Here is a 16857-nt window from a genome sequence, read left to right as displayed (position 1 = left end):
CGTGTCAGCGCAGGAAGTCGGGGAGGAACTCGTCCTCCTCCTCGTCCACCTGGGTCAGCGGCTGCACGGGTCCGGTGAGGTGGTCGGCCACCGGCGGTGCGGGCACCGCGCGGCGCTCGGCCGGCTCCTCGGTGCGCGGCGCCGCGGGAGCGCTGGGCGTCGAGGCGCGCAGGCCCATGTCCTCCCGCGCTGCGGTGCGGATGACGGAGTCGTCCTCCTTCGCGACCGGACCGGCGCCGTCGAAGCCGGCGGCGATGACGGTGACGCGCACCTCGTCGCCGAGGGTGTCGTCGATGACCGTGCCGAAGATGATGTTCGCCTCCGGGTGCACGGCCTCCTGCACGAGCTTCGCCGCGTCGTAGGTCTCGTGGATGCCGAGGTTGCTGCCGGCCTGGATCGACAGCAGCACGCCGTGCGCACCATCGATCTTCGCCTCCAGCAGCGGGCTCGCGACCGCGAGCTCGGCTGCCTTGATCGCCCGGTCGGCGCCACGTGACGAGCCGATGCCCATCAGCGCGCTGCCCGCACCCTGCATCACCGACTTCACGTCGGCGAAGTCGACGTTGATCAGGCCCGGCGTGGTGATCAGGTCGGTGATGCCCTGCACACCGGCGAGCAGCACCTGGTCGGCGGTCTCGAAGGCCTCGACCATCGAGATGCCCATGTCACTGATCTCGAGCAGACGGTCGTTCGGCACCACGATGAGCGTGTCGACCTCGTTCTTGAGCGCCTCGACGCCCGCCTCGGCCTGCGCCTGGCGGCGCTTGCCCTCGAACGAGAACGGCTTGGTCACGACGCCGACGGTGAGCGCGCCGAGGCTCTTGGCGATGCGCGCGACGACCGGCGCCCCGCCGGTGCCCGTGCCGCCGCCCTCACCGGCGGTGACGAAGACCATGTCGGCGCCGGCGAGCGCCTCCTCGATCTCCTCCGCGTGGTCCTCGGCTGCGCGCCTGCCCACCTCGGGGTCGGCACCTGCGCCGAGACCCTTGGTGAGCTCGCGGCCCACGTCGAGCTTGACGTCCGCGTCGCTGAGCAGCAGCGCCTGCGCGTCCGTGTTGATGGCGATGAACTCGACCCCTCGCAGGCCGAGCTCGTTCATGCGGTTCACGGCGTTCACGCCGCCACCGCCCACGCCGACCACCTTGATGACGGCGAGGTAGTTGTTGTTGGAAGTCACGTTCCGGCCCCTCGATCGAACTCTCAACCTCTAGTTGAAGTTTAGAGAATTCCTCACTTCATGCTGACGTCACTGACGGTACGGGCGTCGGGCGTGCGAATGCGGGAGCGACGGGGCGTGTCGTGCGCGGGAACGACAAGAAAAAGATTCGTCAGGTTCTACGGGGCTTCGGCGGCGGCCGACGCGCCCCGCACGACCGGGTGCTCCGGTGCTCGCACGTCGAGCTCGGCGGCGGCGGCGGGGTCCTGCGTCGCCATCAGCGCGGCCACCACGTCGGCCTTCAGCGGGCTCTGCTCGGCGCCGCCCCACTCCACCGTCTGGCCGGTCGCGAGCGTCAGCCGGATGTCGGAGGGCGTCGGTGCCGCGATGCTCTCGGTGGCCTCGAGCACCTCCGCGGGGACGGACACCAGCACGGTCGCGACGGCCTCGAACTGCTCGCTCCCGACCTCGACGCCATCGAGCCGCGGCAGCGCCGCGGTGGTGTCGTCGACCCGGCCGAGCGCGACGCCGGCCGCGTCGATGACCGTGGCACCCGCATCCGTCTCGATGATCGCGACCGGCCGTCGTTCGACGAGCCGCACGATGACGGTCGACGGCGGCACCACGTCGAGGCGGAACGACTCGATCTGCGGGATCGCCTGCAGCCGCTCGGCGACACCGGCCTCGGTGACGGTGGCGATCGGCTCGCCCAGCTGGTCGGCGAGCGCCGCCTGCACGGCTTCCGGCTCGATGCGCTCCGCGCCCTCGACCTGCACCTCGCGCACGGCCATCAGCGGCGACCAGACCAGCGCCACGAGCAGCGCCAGCGCGAGGCCCAGCCCGCCGGCGGTGATGAGCGCGACGCGCAGCTGCCGGCGACGGGTGGCCGTGAAGCGGCGCACCTCCGCGCGCTCCTTGCGCGCGCGGGCACGCTTGGCCGCCTTCGCCTCGCGCTTGGCGTCGTCCACCTCTGCACGGTCGAGGCGCCGCTGCTCGCGCTGCGCCTTCCGCCACGCGCGGTCGACGCGCTGCGCGTGGGAGCCACGCTGCGCATCGCTGTCGCCCTCGGCGGCCCGGCCGGCCGCAGCCGCGGCGTCGCCCTGCTCGGCTCCCCCGGCGTCGCCCTGCGCCCCCGACGTGGCACGCGCGTCCTCGGCGACAGCATCCTCGTCCAGGTCGGCGTAGGCGCTCAGCGCCCAGCGGCGGGGCTCCGGGCGGGCCTGCCGCTCCCAGTCGGCCTCCGCCGCCGACCGTCGCGCCTCGTCGCGGCGGCGGCGCAGCGCATCGAGGCGGATGACCTCGCGCACCTCGGCAGCGACGCTGTGCTCCGCGCCGCGCTCGTCGTGCGCGGCAGCATCCTCAGCCGGCTGCCCGAGCGGTCGTTCGAACCCGTCGGGGCGCCTCACGCGTCGTCGCCATCCTCGAGCGCCGAGAGCACCTGCGGGATGATGCGATACACGTCGCCGCAGGAGAGCGTGACGATGATGTCGCCCGCTTCGGCGAGCTCGGCGGCCCGCTCGGCGGCGCGCTGCCAGTCGGGCAGGAAGTCGACCTCTGAGCTGTGCTCGAAGCGCTCGGCGACCAGCGCGCCGGTGACACCGGGGATCGGATCCTCGCGGGCGCCGAAGACGTCGAGCACCACGGTGTGGTCTGCGACGCGCTCGTAGACGGCGGCGAACTCGCCTGCCATGTCGCGCGTGCGGGTGAACAGATGCGGCTGGTGGATGGCGATGATGCGGCCCTCTCCGATGACGGTGCGCGCTGCGGTCAGCGCGGCGTCCACCTCGGCGGGGTGATGCGCGTAGTCGTCGTAGACGCGCACGCCGCGGCGCTCGCCGTGCAGCTCGAAGCGGCGGCCCGTGCCGCGGAAGCCGGCGAGCGCGTGTGCCGCCTCGGCGGGCGCGAAGCCCAGCGCGAGCAGGGTCGCCAGGGCACCGGCGGCGTTGACCGCGTTGTGGCTGCCGGGCACCCCGACCTCGAGCTCGACGCGCTCGCCGGCGATCTCCAGCGTGCAGGCGGCGCTCACCCCCGTGCGGATCTCGAGGATGCGCACGTCGGCGCCCTCGGCCTCGCCGAAGGTCACCACGCGACGGTGGTCGATCATGCCGCGCACCCGCTGCGCGCCGGCGTCGTCGGCGGAGATCACGACCGCCTCGCTCGCGCGGTTGGCGAACTCGGCGAACGCCGCGTCGAAGGCCTCCGGCGTGCCGTAGTGGTCGAGGTGGTCGGTGTCGACGTTCGTGATCAGGGCGACCGCGACGTCGTAGAGCAGGAACGAGCCGTCCGACTCATCCGCCTCCAGCACGAACATGTCGGAGGTGCCGTGGCCGCTCGAGGCGTCGAGCCCGGCGATCACGCCGCCGTTGACGAAGCCGGTGTCGACGCCGAGCCCGTGCAGGCCGACGACGAGCATGCCGGTGGTGGTGGTCTTGCCGTGCGCGCCGCCGACCGCGACCACGCGCTTGCCGCGGGCGAGCACGTGCAGCGCCTGCGAGCGGTGCAGCACCGGGATGCCGTGCTCGCGAGCCGCCAGCAGCTCGGGGTTGTCCGGCCAGAGCGCGCTCGTGACGACCACCGCATCCGGGCGCGCCTCATCGAGCGCGATGTTCGCCGCGTCGTGGCCGATCGCGACCCTCGCGCCGCGCTCGACCAGGCGGTCGACGGTGCCGGACCCGGAGCGGTCGGAACCCGACACGGCGAGCCCGCCGTCGAGCATCATGTGGGCGATGCCGGACATGCCGGAGCCGCCGATGCCGATGAAGTGGACGCGCTCGATCGTCTCGGGGATCTGCTGGGTGAAGTCCGGTTCGATCACGACTGCCTCCTCGTGGCTGCGGCCCGCTCGATGAGTTCGCACATGCGGTCGCTGCCGTCGCCGGCCCCGGCCCCCGCGCTGGCCATCTCGGCGAGCCGATCGGCATCCCGCAGCAGCGGCACGAGCCTGGTGCGCACCCATTCTGCCGTGAACTCGCTGTCGGCGACCAGCAGTGCGCCACCAGCGGAGACCTGGTCGGCCGCGTTCATGCCCTGCTCGCCGTTGCCGTAGGGCAGCGGCACGTAGACGGCGGGCAGGCCGACGGCCATCAGCTCGGAGACGGTCAGGCTGCCGGCGCGGCACACGACCAGGTCGGCGGCGGCGAGCGCGAGGTGCATGCGGTCGAGGTACTCGATCGCGACGTAGTGGTCGGTGCTGGCAGGCACGAAGCCGGTCTGCCGGCCGCCGGAGAGGTGCAGGATCTGCCAGCCGGCCGCGACGATCTGCTCGGCGGCGGCGACGATCGTGCGGTTGATCGAGCGCGCGCCCTGCGAGCCGCCGGTGACGAGCAGCGTCGGCCGGTCGGTCTCGAGGCCGAGCTCGGCGATCGCCTCCTCGCGCACCCCCGTACCCGCTAGACCAGTGCGGGCGAGGCCGGCGATCTCGCCCCGCAGCGGCATGCCGACGAACTCGCCCGCGAGCGTCGTCGAGCGGTACGACAGCCCGACGAAGTCGGTCCAGCGGGCACCGAGCACGTTGGCCATGCCCGGCTTCGCGTTCGCCTCATGGATGACGATCGGCACCCGCTCGAGGCGCGCCGCCCGATAGGCGGGGGCGGAGGCGTAGCCGCCGAAGCCGACGACGACGTCGATGCCGCGATCGCGGATGAGCGCGCGCACCTCCCCCACGGCCTTCCGCCAGCGGACGGGGAAGCGCAGCGCGGCGGCATCGGGCCTGCGCGGGAACGGCAGCTTCTCGATCGTGACGAGCTCGAGGCCCGCGCGCGGCACGAGCTCGCGCTCGAGCCCCTCGGCGGTGCCGAGCACCGTGAGCTCGGCGTCGGGATGGCGCTCGCGCAGCCGCTGCGCGGTCGCCAGCAGCGGGTTGACGTGGCCGGCGGTGCCGCCTCCGGCGAGCAGGACGCGCATGCTCAGACCCTCGCCGCGGCGCGGGGCCGCACGCGCGAGACGGTGAGCTCCTCGCCGCGCGCCCTGGGGTTGTCGACCCGCTCGAGCGAGAGGACGACGCCGACGATCAGCAGCGCGGCGATCAGCTGCGAGCCGCCGGAGGAGATGAACGGCAACGGCACGCCGAGCACCGGCAGCAGGCCGAGCACGACGCCGATGTTGACGAGCGCCTGGCCCACCAGCCACACCATGGCGGCACCGGTGACGACGCGGGTCATCTGCAGCCTCGCCTGCCGCACGATGCGCAGCAGCGTCCACGCCAGCAGCGCGAACAGGGCGAGCACGACGACGGCGCCGAGCAGGCCGAGCTCCTCGCCGATGATGGCGAAGATGTAGTCGTTGTCGGCCTCGGGCAGCCAGTTCCACTTGGCGCGCGAGTTGCCGAGCCCGACACCGAACAGGCCGCCGGCCGAGAGCGCCCAGGTGCCGTGCAGCTGCTGCCAGCAGCCGGAGTAGTAGTCGGCGTCGGTGCAGCCCTGCAGGAACGCCGTGATGCGGCGCACGCGCGAGGCGCTCGAGAGCACCACCGGCACCGCCAGCACCACCAGCGCGGCGACCGGCAGCAGCAGGTGCCACCACTTGACGCCCGCGAACCACAGCGCGCCGAACGAGAGCGCCACCATGATCACCACGGTGCCGAGGTCGCTGCCCAGCAGCACCAGGCCGATCGAGAGGCCCGCGACGGGCGCGGCGGGGATCCACACCTGCCAGAAGCTGTCGAGCCGCTTCTGCTTGCGGGTCATGATCATGGCCAGCCACACGCACAGGGCGACCTTGACGAACTCGCTCGGCTGCAGCGAGAAGCCGCCGACGCCGATCCAGTTGCGGTTGCCGTTCGCGCCGAAGCCGAGCGGCGTGAACACCAGCACCTGCAGTGCGATGCCGAGCAGGATGCCGATCCAGGCGACCCGCTGCCAGGTGGCGGCCGGCAGGCGTGCCGCGACGAGCATGACCACCACGCCGATGGAGGCGAAGGCCGCCTGCTTGACGAAGTCGGTGAAGAACGAGCCGCCCGCGACGTAGCTCTCGACCGAGGAGGACGAGAGCACCATGACCAGGCCGAAGACCACCAGGAAGAGCGTGGTGCCGGTCAGCAGCGCCGCGTTGAGCGTCGGGGCGCCGAAGATCGAGCGCACGCGCACCAGCGCGCGCCGGCCCATCCGCTCGACGCGGCCGCCCTCAGTCGCCCCGAAGGGAGCCGCCGTCGTCGCCATGGGCTCTCCCTTCTCGCTCTCTGATGGCTCGCACTGCCTCGGCGAACCGGTCGCCGCGCTCCGCGTAGTCGGTGAACTGGTCCATGGATGCCGCCGCCGGCGCCAGCAGGACCGTGATGCCGGGCGCGGCGTGCTCCGCGGCTGCCTCGACGGCCAGTCGCATCACGGAGACAGTGTCCGCCGTGTCGACCTCCACGAGCGGGATGTGCGGCGCGTGTCGCGCGAACGCCTCGCGCACGGGCTGCCGGTCGACGCCGATCGCCACCACCGCGACGATGCGCTGCCGGTGCCGTTCGACCAGCGGCGCGACGTCGGCGCCCTTGAACAGGCCGCCCACGATCCACACCACCTTGTCGAACGCGCTCAGGCTGCCCTCGGCGGCATGCGGGTTGGTGGCCTTCGAGTCGTCGACGAAGCGCACGCCGCCCAGCTCGGCGACCAGCTCGGTGCGGTGCCGGTCGAGGGTGAAGGAGCGGATGGCGTCCCGCACCTGGGCGGGCGAGGCGCCGGAGGCTCGGGCGAGCGCCGCTGCCGCGAGCACGTTGCGCGTCATGTGGGGCGAGCGCAGCCCGGCCGGCTCGAGGTCGGCGAGGGTCGCGAGCTCGAGCGCCTGCGCGTGACGGGCATCGAGGAAGGCGCGGTCGACCAGCACGTCCTCGACCAGACCGAAGTCGCTGCGGCCCGGCACGCCGAGCGAGAAGCCGATGGCGCGGCAGCCCTCGACCACCTCTGCCTCCTCGACCATCCGCATCGTGACGGGATCGTCGACGCTGTAGACGGCCGCGACCCGAGCGTTGCCGTACGCCTTCGCCTTGGCCGCCCTGTACGCATCCGCCGACCCGTGCCAGTCGAGGTGGTCGTCGTCGATGTTGAGCACCGCGGCGGAGTGGGGCCAGAGGGCGCCTGGGCCCTGCGCGGGCAGCGTGTGCAGCTGGAAGCTCGAGAGCTCGACCACGAGCACGTCGAAGCCCGCCGGGTCGCGCACGGCATCGAGCACCGGAGTGCCGATGTTGCCCACCGGCGCGACGCGGAGGCCCGCCTCGCGCAGCATGTGCGCGGTGAGCTGGGTGGTGGTGGTCTTGCCGTTGGTGCCGGTGATCAGGATCCACTCGGCGGCCTCGACCTTGTCGCGCACCCGCCAGGCGAGCTCGATGTCGCCCCAGATCGCGATGCCGCGCTCAGCGGCCGCGAGCAGCCACGGGTGATCGGGGCGCAGGCCGGGCGAGGCGATGACCACCTCCGCCTCGGTGAGCGCCGCCGGCAGCTGGTCACGCCCGGCGTCGACGATCGGCACCTCGAGCACGCCGAGGATCGTGCGGCGCTCGTCGTCGACGCGCTCGGCGACGACGGTGACGGATGCGCCCAGCTCGGCGAGCGTGTCGGCTGCGGCGAAGCCCGTGACGCCCAGGCCGAGCACCGCGACGCGCAGTCCGCTCCAGTCGGCATGCCAGGAACTCAGGGAGTCGAGCCGCGTCATAGGCCCTGCAGCGCCCACTCGAAGTAGAACAGGCCGATGCCGGCGGCCACGAACAGGCCGCCGAGGATCCAGAAGCGCACGACGATCGTCACCTCTGCCCAGCCCTTCAGCTCGAAGTGGTGGTGCAGCGGGGTCATCAGGAACACGCGCTTGCCGCCCGTGGCCTTGAAGTAGGCGCGCTGGATGATGACCGAGCCGGTGACGATGATGGGCAGGCCGGCGATGAGGATGAGCAGCAGCTGCGTGTCGGTCATGATGGCGAAGCCGGCGAGCGCGCCGCCGAGGGCGAGCGAGCCGACGTCGCCCATGAAGATCTGGGCCGGGCTGGTGTTCCACCAGAGGAAGCCGATGAGCGCGCCGACCAGCGTCGCCGCGAGCGTGGCGACGTCGAGCGGCTGCAGCACGTCGTAGCAGCCGGGACCGGGCTGCGCCGTGAAGCAGGACTGGTTGAACTGCCAGAAGGCGATGAACGCGTAGCCGACGGTGGCGATGATCACGGAGCCGGTCGCGAGGCCGTCGAGGCCGTCGGTGACGTTCACGGCGTTCGACGCGGAGACGTTCATGACCAGGATCCAGAGCACGAAGACGATGCCGCCGATCGCCCCCCAGCCGGTGAGGTCGAGCCACGGGATGTCGCGGACGCCGGAGATCACCGGGTCGACGATCGTGCGGTCGCCGTCGTGGTACAGCATGGTGATCGCCAGCACGCCGAAGAGCACCGAGACGACGACCTGGCCGGCGACCTTCGCCCAGCCGCCGAGGCCGAGCGAGCGCTGGTTCGAGATCTTCAGGAAGTCGTCCAGGAACCCGACCGCGCCCATGCCCACCATCAGCAGCAGGATGAGCAGCGCGGGCTGCGTGGGCAGCTCCTGCCCGAGCAGCTTGCCGCCGAAGTAGCCGATCAGCGTGGCGACGATGAAGATGAGGCCGCCCATGGTGGGCGTGCCGCGCTTGACGTGGTGGGACTGCGGGCCGTCGTCGCGGATGAACTGGCCCCAGCCGATGCGGGCGAAGCCGCGGATGAACAGCGGGGTCGCCAGCAGGGAGACGAGCAGCGCGATGGCCGCGGATGCCAGCAGCACGAGCATCAGGGGCCCCCGATCCGTTCGGCCAGGGCCTGCAGCCCCGACACGTTCGACGACTTGAACAGTACGACATCGCCGGAGACCAGCTCGCTGCGCAGCAGCGCCTCCGCCTCGGCGGCGGTCTCGACGAAGGTCGTCTCCTGACCGAAGGACGACTCGAGCTCTGCGGCGTCGTGGATGGCCTTCGCCCCGGTGCCGACGACCACCAGCCTGTCGATGCGCAGCCGCACCGCCTGGCGCCCGAGCCGATCGTGCTCCTCGACCGCGTGCGGCCCGAGCTCTGCCATCTCGCCCAGCACGGCGATCGAGCGGCGACCCGCCTGCCGCGTCATGTGGGCGAGCGCGCGCAGCGCCGCCGCGGTCGAGTCGGGGCTGGCGTTGTAGGCGTCGTTGATGACGGTGATGCCGCCGCCGGGCTCGAGCAGCTCCATGCGGCCGCGCTCGGCGCGCTCCATCGTCGCCAGCACCTGGACGGCCGGCTCGAGCGGCAGACCCAGCGCGTCGGCGACCGTGAGCGCGGCGAGCGCGTTCATCACGTGGTGCTCTCCGAGGATGCGCATCTGCAGCGGCCACGACTCGGCTGGGGCGCCATCTGCACCGGTGTCGGCGGCGCGGTGGATCGTGGCGACGGTGCCCTCGAGCGTCGAGTCGACCTCGTCGGCCCACAGCCGCGTCGGCGACGTAGCCGGGCCGGCATCGGTGCCGAACCAGCGCACCTGCGCACGCGTCGCATCCGCCATGCCCCGGACGCGCTCGTCGTCGCGATTGAGCACCGCGACGCCGGCCTCGTCCAGGTCGCGCACCATCTCGGTCTTCGCGCGCGTGGTGGTCTCGATGCCGCCGAACTCGCCGGCGTGCGCGAGCCCGACCTTGAGCACGACCCCGACATCCGGGTGCGACATGGCGGTCAGCCGCTCGATGTCGCCCTCGACGCTCGCGCCCATCTCCAGCACCAGATAGCGCGTCGACGCGTCGATGCGCAGCATCGTCATCGGGGCGCCCACCTCGTTGTTGAACGACTTGACGGGCGTCACCGTCGGCCCGTGCTGCTCGAGGATCGCCTGCAGCATGTTCTTCGTGGTGGTCTTGCCGTTCGAGCCGGTCACGCCGACCACGGTCAGCTCTCCCGCCTCGCGCACGCGGCGGATGACCTCGGCGGCCAGCGCGCCGAGCGCCTCCACGCCCGCCGGCACGAGCACGTGCGGCACGTCCTGCTCGAGGGCGCGCTCGGCCACCACCAGGGCGGCGCCGGCGGCGACGGCCGCGTCGATGAAGCGATGGCCGTCGGTCTCCTCCCCCGGCATGGCGAAGAAGACCCCGCCGGCGCTCACGAGCCGCGAGTCCGTCTCCACCGAGCCGGTGACCGTCACATCGTCACCGCGCAGGGTGCCGCCGACGGCTGCGGCGATCTCGCTCGCGCGCATCGGCAGCATCAGCGCTCGTCCCTGCGCTTGTCCCCGTCGCGGCGCTTGTCGAGGTCGACCGGCCAGCCCGCCTCATGCAGCGCGAGCTTCGCCTCGTCGCGGGCGACGAAGGGCTCACGCACGCCCGCGACGTCGCGATAGTCGGCATCGCCCGGGCCCGCCCACAGCACGGTGTCGCCTGGCCCCGCGAGCGCGAGCGCCTCGCGGATGGCGGCCTCCTCCGGCGAGGACTCGATGATGCGGGTCTCGCCCGGGACGGCGCGTGCGCCCTCGAGCACCTGGGCGCGGATGCTCGCGGCATCCTCGGTGCGCGGGTTGAAGTCGGTCACGACCACGGCGTCCGCGAGCTCCGCGGCGATGCGGCCCATGTCGGCGCGCTTGGTGGCGTCGCGATCGCCATCGGCGCCGAAGACCATGATGAGCCTGCCCTCGGTGACGCGGCGCAGCGCGATGAGGGTCTGCTCGAAGGCATCCGGGCTGTGGCCGTAGTCGACGAAGACGGCGGGGCCCTCCTGCCCGGAGACGCGCTCGATGCGGCCGGGCAGCGTCGGGCGCATGCCGCGGTCGATGGCCTCGGCGATCGCCTCGACCTCGAAGCCGTCCTCGACCAGCATGAGGATGGCGATCGCGGCGTCGACCGCCATGTGCCTGCCGATGAAGGGCACCTGCACCTCGATCGCGCCGCCATCGATGCCGGTGAGTGTGAAGGAGGTGGAGACCGGCGTCTCCTCCCAGATGTCGACGCGCCAGTCCGCGGGGCGCTCTGGGTCGCTCGAGACGGTGGTGACGGGGATGCGGCTGCGCTCGGCGACGCGCGCGCCCCAGTCGGTGTCGACGCACACGACGCCGCGCATGGCGCGGTCGGGCGTGAACAGCTCGAGCTTCACGTCGAAGTACGCCTCCATGGAGCCGTAGTCGTCGAGGTGGTCGTGGCTGAGGTTCGTGAAGGCGACGACGTCGAAGAGCACGCCGTCGACGCGATGGCGCTCGATCGCCTGGGCGCTCACCTCGAGCACCGCGGCGCGCACGCCGACCTCCTTCATGCGGGCGAGCAGCGCGTGCAGCTCGCTCGCCTCGGGCGTGGTGAGCTTCGAGGTGACGACCGTCTCGGCGACGTGCCGCTCGGCCGTGGTCGAGAGCCCGGTGACGAAGCCCAGGTCGGCGAGCAGGCCCTCGAGCATGAAGGACGTGGAGGTCTTGCCGTTCGTGCCGGTGATGCCGAACAGCTTGGGCGGCTGCTCCCCCGTGCGGTAGACCCAGGCTGCGATCTCGCCCAGCGCCGCACGCGGCTCGTCGATGACGATCACGGGCGCGTCGGTCTGCAGCAGCGCCGCGCCGGCCGCATCGGTGACGACCGCGACCGCGCCGCGCTCGAGCGCGCCGACGGCGAACTCCGCGCCGTGCCGGCTCGCCCCTGGCAGCGCGGCGAACAGGTCGCCGGGCTGCACGTCGGAGGAGTCGTTGGTGATGCCGGTCACCTCGAGCCCAACGAGGTCGGCGTCGACATCCAGGTCGAACTCGTCGACCAGGCCGGCGAGGGGCCGCGGTGCGGGATGCTCCGGTCGCAGGATCCTCGGGGTCACGCCCGCCACGGACATCCTCTCCTCACTGTGCTCAGGGCTGATCCGCCGTCCATTCCAGCGGAACGTTCGACGCTGGCGTCGTGCTCGGAGGGATGTCGTATTGGCGGATCAGGAGGTTCACCATATCGTGAAAGGCCGGGATGGCCCCGCCACTGGTGCGGATGGTCTGCGGGCTGTCGAACATCGTCAGCACCACGAACTGCGGGTCGTCGACGGGGAAGACTCCGGCCACCGAGATCATCATGCGGTTGGGGTCGTAGCCCGAGCCGTCGGCATAGGCCATCTGCGCCGTGCCGGTCTTCGCGGCGATGCGATAGCCCTCGATGGGGAAGGTCTCGTAGCCGTAGTCGGTGACGACGTGCTCGAGCACCTCGAGGGTGGATCGCGCCGTGGCCTCGCTGACGACGCGCTCCCCCTCGGGCAGCTCCGGCGCGGTCACCTCGCCCTCGGCATCGGTGCAGCCGGCGATCAGCTGCACCGGCAGGTGCACGCCGCCGTTGCCCATCGCCTGGTAGGCCGAGGCGAGCTGGATGGGAGTCGCCGCGATGCCCTGCCCGAAGAGCACGTTGAGCTGGGTCTGGGGGTCGAGCGCACCGAGGTCGCGCAACGCGACATCCTGCTCGCCGGCGAAGCCGACTGCGGTCTGCTCGCCGAAGCCGAAGCGGTCGAGGTAGTCGGTGAAGTCGTCGCGGTCGAGCTGCTGTCCGAGCTCGACCATGCCGACGTTCGACGAGTTCACCAGGATGCCGGCGGCGGTCCACTGCTCGACGCCGTGCGATTGCGCGTCGCGCACGCGGGTGCCCTGCCCGCTGTAGGTCCACGGCACGCTCATCTCCTGCGTGCGCTCGATGAGCCCGAGGTCGAGCATGGCCGCCCAGGAGAAGGTCTTGAAGATCGAGCCCGGCTCGTAGGCCGCGGTGAAGGCACGCGAGCCGCGGTCGCGCTGCGCGGCGGCGGTCGGATCGTTCGGGTCGACTGTCGGCGACTCGGCGATCGCCACCACGGTGCCATCGGTGCGCATGATGATGCTGGTGCCGCTGCGGGCGCGCAGCTGCGAGGTGTACTGGGCGGTCAGCTGCTGCACCTGGTACTGCACGTCGGCGTCGATCGTCAGCTGCACCGAGCCGCCGTCGACTGCGGGGTCGGTGACCATAGAGCCCGGGATGGGCGTGCCATCGGCCGAGCGGTCGAAGGTGCGCTCGCCCGAATCCGCGGCGAGGCAGGAATCCTGGCTGCGCTCGATGCCGGCGAGCGCCTCGGACTGGCCCATGAAGCCCACCAGGTTGCCGGCGACGGAGCCCGCCGGGTACACGCGCTGAGGGTTCAGCCGCAGGTACACCCAGGGGATGCCGAGGTCGCGCACCGCGTCGTACTGCCGCGCGTCGAGCCCGTCGGTGAGCATCAGGTAGTCGGAGTCGGGGTTGCGCTCGAGCTCGGCGTAGATCATCGCCTGCAGGTCGCGCGGGTCGTCGCCGGTGATGCCGCCGATCTGCACGAGGGCGTCGCCGACCGTGAGCGCCTCGTCGACCGCGTCGATGCCCGGCTGGAGGTCGCGCGTGTACTGCGGCGAGACCGTGAGATCCCAGCGGTCGACGCTCTCGGCGAGCACGGTGCCGGCGGCGTCGACGATCGGACCGCGCGTGCCGAAGAGCGTCTGGGAGACGCCACGTCGCCCATCCGCCTCGGCATTGAGCGCCTCGGCGCGCACGAGCTGGATGTCGGCCAGCCGCACCACGAAGGTCGCCAGCAGCGCGAAGGTGAGGATGGCCACCATCGCCGTCCGCATGCCGGTGCGGGAGCGCTTGCGCTTGGCCGCCACTGTCACCTCCGCTGCCTTCTCTCGCGTGCGCGAGGGTCGTCTCTGTCCGGGGTCGTCAGCACGGTATCGGCGGGTGGCATCTCAGCCACGTCGCCACGCCCTCACTCGCCCGCAGTCGCCGGCAGCAGTGTGCCGGGCGCGGGCTGCGCAGCGTCAGCCGCCGCGCCCGTCTCGGCCGTCGCTGCGGCGCCGTCACCGGACTCGGTCGTCGCTGCGGCGCCGTCACCGGACTCGGTCGTCGCTGCGGCGGCCGCGTCATCAGCTGCCGCTGCGGGAGCACCCTCGCCGGCCGGCAGTAGCATGCCCGGGTAGGGCGCGATCTCCTCGCGCACCTGCGCGACGGCTGCGGCGGTCTGTGGCTGCGTCTGCAGCAGCGCATTGGGCACGTACATGCCGAAGCGGTCGAGTGCCGGCACCTGCATGTGCAGCGCGTCGGGGCCGCCGGCGGTCGCCGTGCCCGAGAGGGTCAGGAACTGCGAGGGCTGCCCGGCGAGCATGCCGAGCTCGTCGGCGGCGACTGCGACGTGCTGCGGCGAGGCGAGCACCGCGACGTCCTCCCCCAGCGCCTGCTCGGTGCGGGCCAGCGCGCTCGACTCGCCGCCGAGGGCGTTGAGCGTGTAGGCGCCTTCGCTGATCACGACCGTCAGGCCGAGCTGCGCCGCGACGATGCCCGCGAGGCCGGCGAGGGCGAGCACGCCGTGCACGAGCCGCGGTGCGCGTCGCACGCTGGGCGTGGGCAGCGCCCGCAGGTGCCGGCGGGGATCGGGAGCGAGACCGGGATCGACGCGGTGATCGACACCGTGCTGATCGACACCGTGCTGATCGACACCGGAGGGGTCGACGTGGATGCTGGCGATGGCGGCGTTGCTCATGGCTGCTCCCCCCTGCTGGGGCTGGTCGCGGGTGTGAAGGTGAGGGGTCGGATGCGCTCGGCCGCGCGCAGGCGGACGGGCGTGGAACGCGGGTTGGCGGCGCGCTCTGCCTCATCGGCGAGCTCGGCACCGCGCACCAGCAGCCGCAGGTGCGGCGCGTGCTCGGGCAGCTCGACCGGCAGGTCGCGGGGCGTGGTGGATGCGGCGGCGGCCTGCAGCGCGCGCTTGACGATGCGGTCCTCGAGCGACTGGTAGGCCAGCACGACCAGGCGGCCGCCGACGGCGAGCGCGTCGATCGCGGCAGGCATCGTGCGCTCGAGGATCGCGAGCTCCTGGTTGACCTCGATGCGCAGCGCCTGGAAGACGCGCTTGGCGGGGTGGCCCTGGTTGGCGAGCGCCCGCGGCGTCGCCGCCTGCAGGATGTCGACGAGCTGCGCCGAGGTCTCGATGGGCGAGACGGCACGGGCCGCGACGATCGCGCGGGCGTAGCGGTCGGCGAGCTTCTCGTCGCCGTACACCTTGAACAGCCGCGAGAGCTCCCGGTCGCTGCGCTCGGCGAGGATCGTGGCGGCGGTCACGTCGCCCGCCTGCCCCATGCGCATGTCGAGCGGAGCGTCCTTCGCGTAGGCGAAGCCGCGGTCGGCGGCGTCGAGCTGCAGGCTCGAGACGCCCAGGTCGAGCAGGATGCCGTCGGCAGCGTCGGCACCGGCCGCCTCAAGTGCCTCGTCGATGCGGTCATAGGTCGTCTGCACGGGGATGAAGCGCTCGCCGAACGGTGCGAGGCGCTCCCCCGCGAGCCGGATGGCGTCGGGGTCGCGGTCGATGCCGGCGACGACGAGCGTCGGGTGCGCCGCGAGCATCGCCTCCGTGTGGCCGCCCATGCCGAGCGTGCCGTCGATGACGAGCGGCGTGCGACCGGCAGCGACAGCTGCCTCGATCGCGGGCGCGAGCAGCGCGAGGGTGCGCTCGAGCATGACCGGGGTGTGGAGGGCGGATGCGTCCATGTCGTTCCCTGCTCCGTCCCGGCTCCTGATCCCCATCCGCGCGACGCGACACCGGGGAAGGTGTGTCGCGGCGCCCAGTTGAGGGTCACGAGCCGGGTCAGAAGATGCCGGGGATCACCTCCTCCGTCGTCGAGGCGAAGTCGGCCTCCTTGGCCGCGTAGTACTCGTTCCAGGCTGCGGTGTCCCAGATCTCGGCGCGGGTGCCGGCGCCGATGACGGTCAGCTCGCGGCCGAGGCCGGCGTACTCGCGCAGGTTCGGCGGGATCGTGAGGCGGTGCTGGCTGTCGGCCTGCTCGTTTGAGGCGCCCGAGAGGAAGAGGCGCAGGAAGTCGCGCGCACCAGCGGAGGTGAGCGGCGCCTGACGGATCTGGTCGTGCACTCGTTCGAACTCAGCTCTCGAGAAGACGTAGATGCAGCGCTCCTGGCCGCGCGTGAGCACGAGGCCGCCCTCGAGCTCCTGCCGGAACTTGGCGGGGAGGATCACGCGGCCCTTGTCGTCGAGCTTGGGCGTGTGGGTGCCGAGGAACACATCGCCCCCTCTCGTCCGGCCTGCGAGATCCGCCAGCGTCTGCCGACTTCCTCCACACTACTCCACTTCGCACCACAATCGCTGAGGATTCGCCATGCAGAACGGCGTGTTCTCAATAATTCATTGAGCGGATGCGGTGGAGGGTTCTGGAGCGAAGGCGGCGCGATGCATCGGTGCCGACGCTGAGATGTGCACGCCGCGAGCACGCCGGCGGGCACGCCGACCCGCAGTGCGGGCGCTCTGCACGCGCGGGCGTGCACATCTCGGCCGCGCGCAGGCAACAGAGAAAGGGCCGACTCTTGCGAGTCGGCCCTGCGTGCTGAGGTGTGTGGAGCGGAGTGGAGCGGCTACCGCTGGTTGCGGTCGTCCCACTCCTGCGCGAGGCGATCCATCAGGCTCGGCGCCTGCTTCGGGGCAGCGGGGCCCTGCCCAGCGGCGCGCTTCGCCGCGACCTCATCGCCCGTTGCGGGCCTCGAGGCCGAGAGCGCCCAGAGCGCACCGACGACCGCGACGGCGAAGCCGGCGACCCCGATGAGCAGGAGCTTGGCACTCACGCCGACGATCACGAGCACCAGCCCGACGACGACACCGAGCACACCGACGGCGACCTTGGTGTAGTTGACCGTGCGGGGCCCGGCAGAGGTGCTGACGATGTCAGCCTCGTGCTTGTAGAGATTGCGCTCCATCTCGTCGAGCAGTCGCTGCTCGTTCTCGGAGAGGCCCATCTCGCACCCCTTTCGCTCAACCGGTGC

14 protein-coding genes are annotated in these 16857 nt (G+C 72.1%); all 14 read right to left on the bottom strand.

Annotated features, from left to right (window positions below; translation table 11 throughout):
- Positions 1–4: 4 nt before the first annotated feature.
- The 14 genes from ftsZ to J1M46_RS02835 all read right to left on the bottom strand — a co-directional run bounded on the left by ftsZ (position 5) and on the right by J1M46_RS02835 (position 16830).
- Positions 5–1177 carry a cell division protein FtsZ gene (gene ftsZ / locus J1M46_RS02900; protein ID WP_342384245.1) on the bottom strand — a complete coding sequence of 391 codons (1173 nt, stop codon included), beginning with the start codon at positions 1175–1177 and terminating at the stop codon, positions 5–7.
- 158 nt (positions 1178–1335) lie between these two features.
- Complete coding sequence (locus tag J1M46_RS15720; protein ID WP_206446450.1) at positions 1336–2562, bottom strand: FtsQ-type POTRA domain-containing protein; 1227 nt, start codon at positions 2560–2562, stop codon at positions 1336–1338.
- Complete coding sequence (gene murC, locus J1M46_RS02890; protein ID WP_206446449.1) at positions 2559–3971, bottom strand: UDP-N-acetylmuramate--L-alanine ligase; 1413 nt, start codon at positions 3969–3971, stop codon at positions 2559–2561. The genes J1M46_RS15720 and murC overlap by 4 nt, the downstream gene beginning before the upstream one ends.
- Complete coding sequence (locus J1M46_RS02885; protein ID WP_206446448.1) at positions 3968–5059, bottom strand: UDP-N-acetylglucosamine--N-acetylmuramyl-(pentapeptide) pyrophosphoryl-undecaprenol N-acetylglucosamine transferase; 1092 nt, start codon at positions 5057–5059, stop codon at positions 3968–3970. The genes murC and J1M46_RS02885 overlap by 4 nt, the downstream gene beginning before the upstream one ends.
- 2 nt (positions 5060–5061) lie before the next feature.
- Positions 5062–6312, bottom strand: coding sequence for a putative lipid II flippase FtsW (ftsW, locus tag J1M46_RS02880; protein ID WP_206446447.1), 1251 nt, complete (start codon positions 6310–6312; stop codon positions 5062–5064).
- Positions 6278–7789, bottom strand: coding sequence for a UDP-N-acetylmuramoyl-L-alanine--D-glutamate ligase (murD, locus tag J1M46_RS02875; protein ID WP_206446446.1), 1512 nt, complete (start codon positions 7787–7789; stop codon positions 6278–6280). Before murD ends, ftsW begins: the two co-directional genes overlap by 35 nt.
- On the bottom strand, positions 7786–8877 hold the full coding sequence (gene mraY / locus J1M46_RS02870; protein WP_206446445.1) for a phospho-N-acetylmuramoyl-pentapeptide-transferase: 1092 nt from the start codon (positions 8875–8877) through the stop codon (positions 7786–7788). The genes murD and mraY overlap by 4 nt, the downstream gene beginning before the upstream one ends.
- Positions 8877–10307 carry a UDP-N-acetylmuramoyl-tripeptide--D-alanyl-D-alanine ligase gene (locus tag J1M46_RS02865; RefSeq protein ID WP_206446444.1) on the bottom strand — a complete coding sequence of 477 codons (1431 nt, stop codon included), beginning with the start codon at positions 10305–10307 and terminating at the stop codon, positions 8877–8879. The genes mraY and J1M46_RS02865 overlap by 1 nt, the downstream gene beginning before the upstream one ends.
- Complete coding sequence (locus J1M46_RS02860) at positions 10307–11896, bottom strand: UDP-N-acetylmuramoyl-L-alanyl-D-glutamate--2,6-diaminopimelate ligase (protein ID WP_206446443.1); 1590 nt, start codon at positions 11894–11896, stop codon at positions 10307–10309. Before J1M46_RS02860 ends, J1M46_RS02865 begins: the two co-directional genes overlap by 1 nt.
- 16 nt (positions 11897–11912) lie before the next feature.
- Positions 11913–13706 (bottom strand): penicillin-binding transpeptidase domain-containing protein, encoded by a 1794-nt coding sequence (locus J1M46_RS02855; RefSeq protein ID WP_206446442.1) that lies wholly within the window; start codon positions 13704–13706, stop codon positions 11913–11915.
- A 95-nt stretch (positions 13707–13801) separates the two neighbouring features.
- Entirely contained in the window at positions 13802–14572 is a 771-nt protein-coding gene (locus tag J1M46_RS02850; protein WP_206446441.1) for a hypothetical protein, read from the bottom strand.
- Positions 14569–15576: a 16S rRNA (cytosine(1402)-N(4))-methyltransferase RsmH gene (rsmH, locus tag J1M46_RS02845; RefSeq protein ID WP_206446440.1), complete on the bottom strand. Its 1008-nt coding sequence runs from the start codon at positions 15574–15576 to the stop codon at positions 14569–14571. Before rsmH ends, J1M46_RS02850 begins: the two co-directional genes overlap by 4 nt.
- Positions 15577–15673: 97 nt before the next feature.
- Positions 15674–16105: a division/cell wall cluster transcriptional repressor MraZ gene (gene mraZ, locus J1M46_RS02840; protein ID WP_206446439.1), complete on the bottom strand. Its 432-nt coding sequence runs from the start codon at positions 16103–16105 to the stop codon at positions 15674–15676.
- Between the two features lie 347 nt (positions 16106–16452).
- Positions 16453–16830 carry a DUF3040 domain-containing protein gene (locus tag J1M46_RS02835; protein ID WP_206446438.1) on the bottom strand — a complete coding sequence of 126 codons (378 nt, stop codon included), beginning with the start codon at positions 16828–16830 and terminating at the stop codon, positions 16453–16455.
- Positions 16831–16857 lie beyond the last annotated feature (27 nt).

This window comes from Agrococcus sp. KRD186 (assembly GCF_017168255.1).
Lineage (GTDB): Bacteria > Actinomycetota > Actinomycetes > Actinomycetales > Microbacteriaceae > Agrococcus.
The sequence above is the reverse complement of the archived record's forward strand: the minus strand, read 5'-3'. Positions and strand labels throughout refer to the sequence as shown.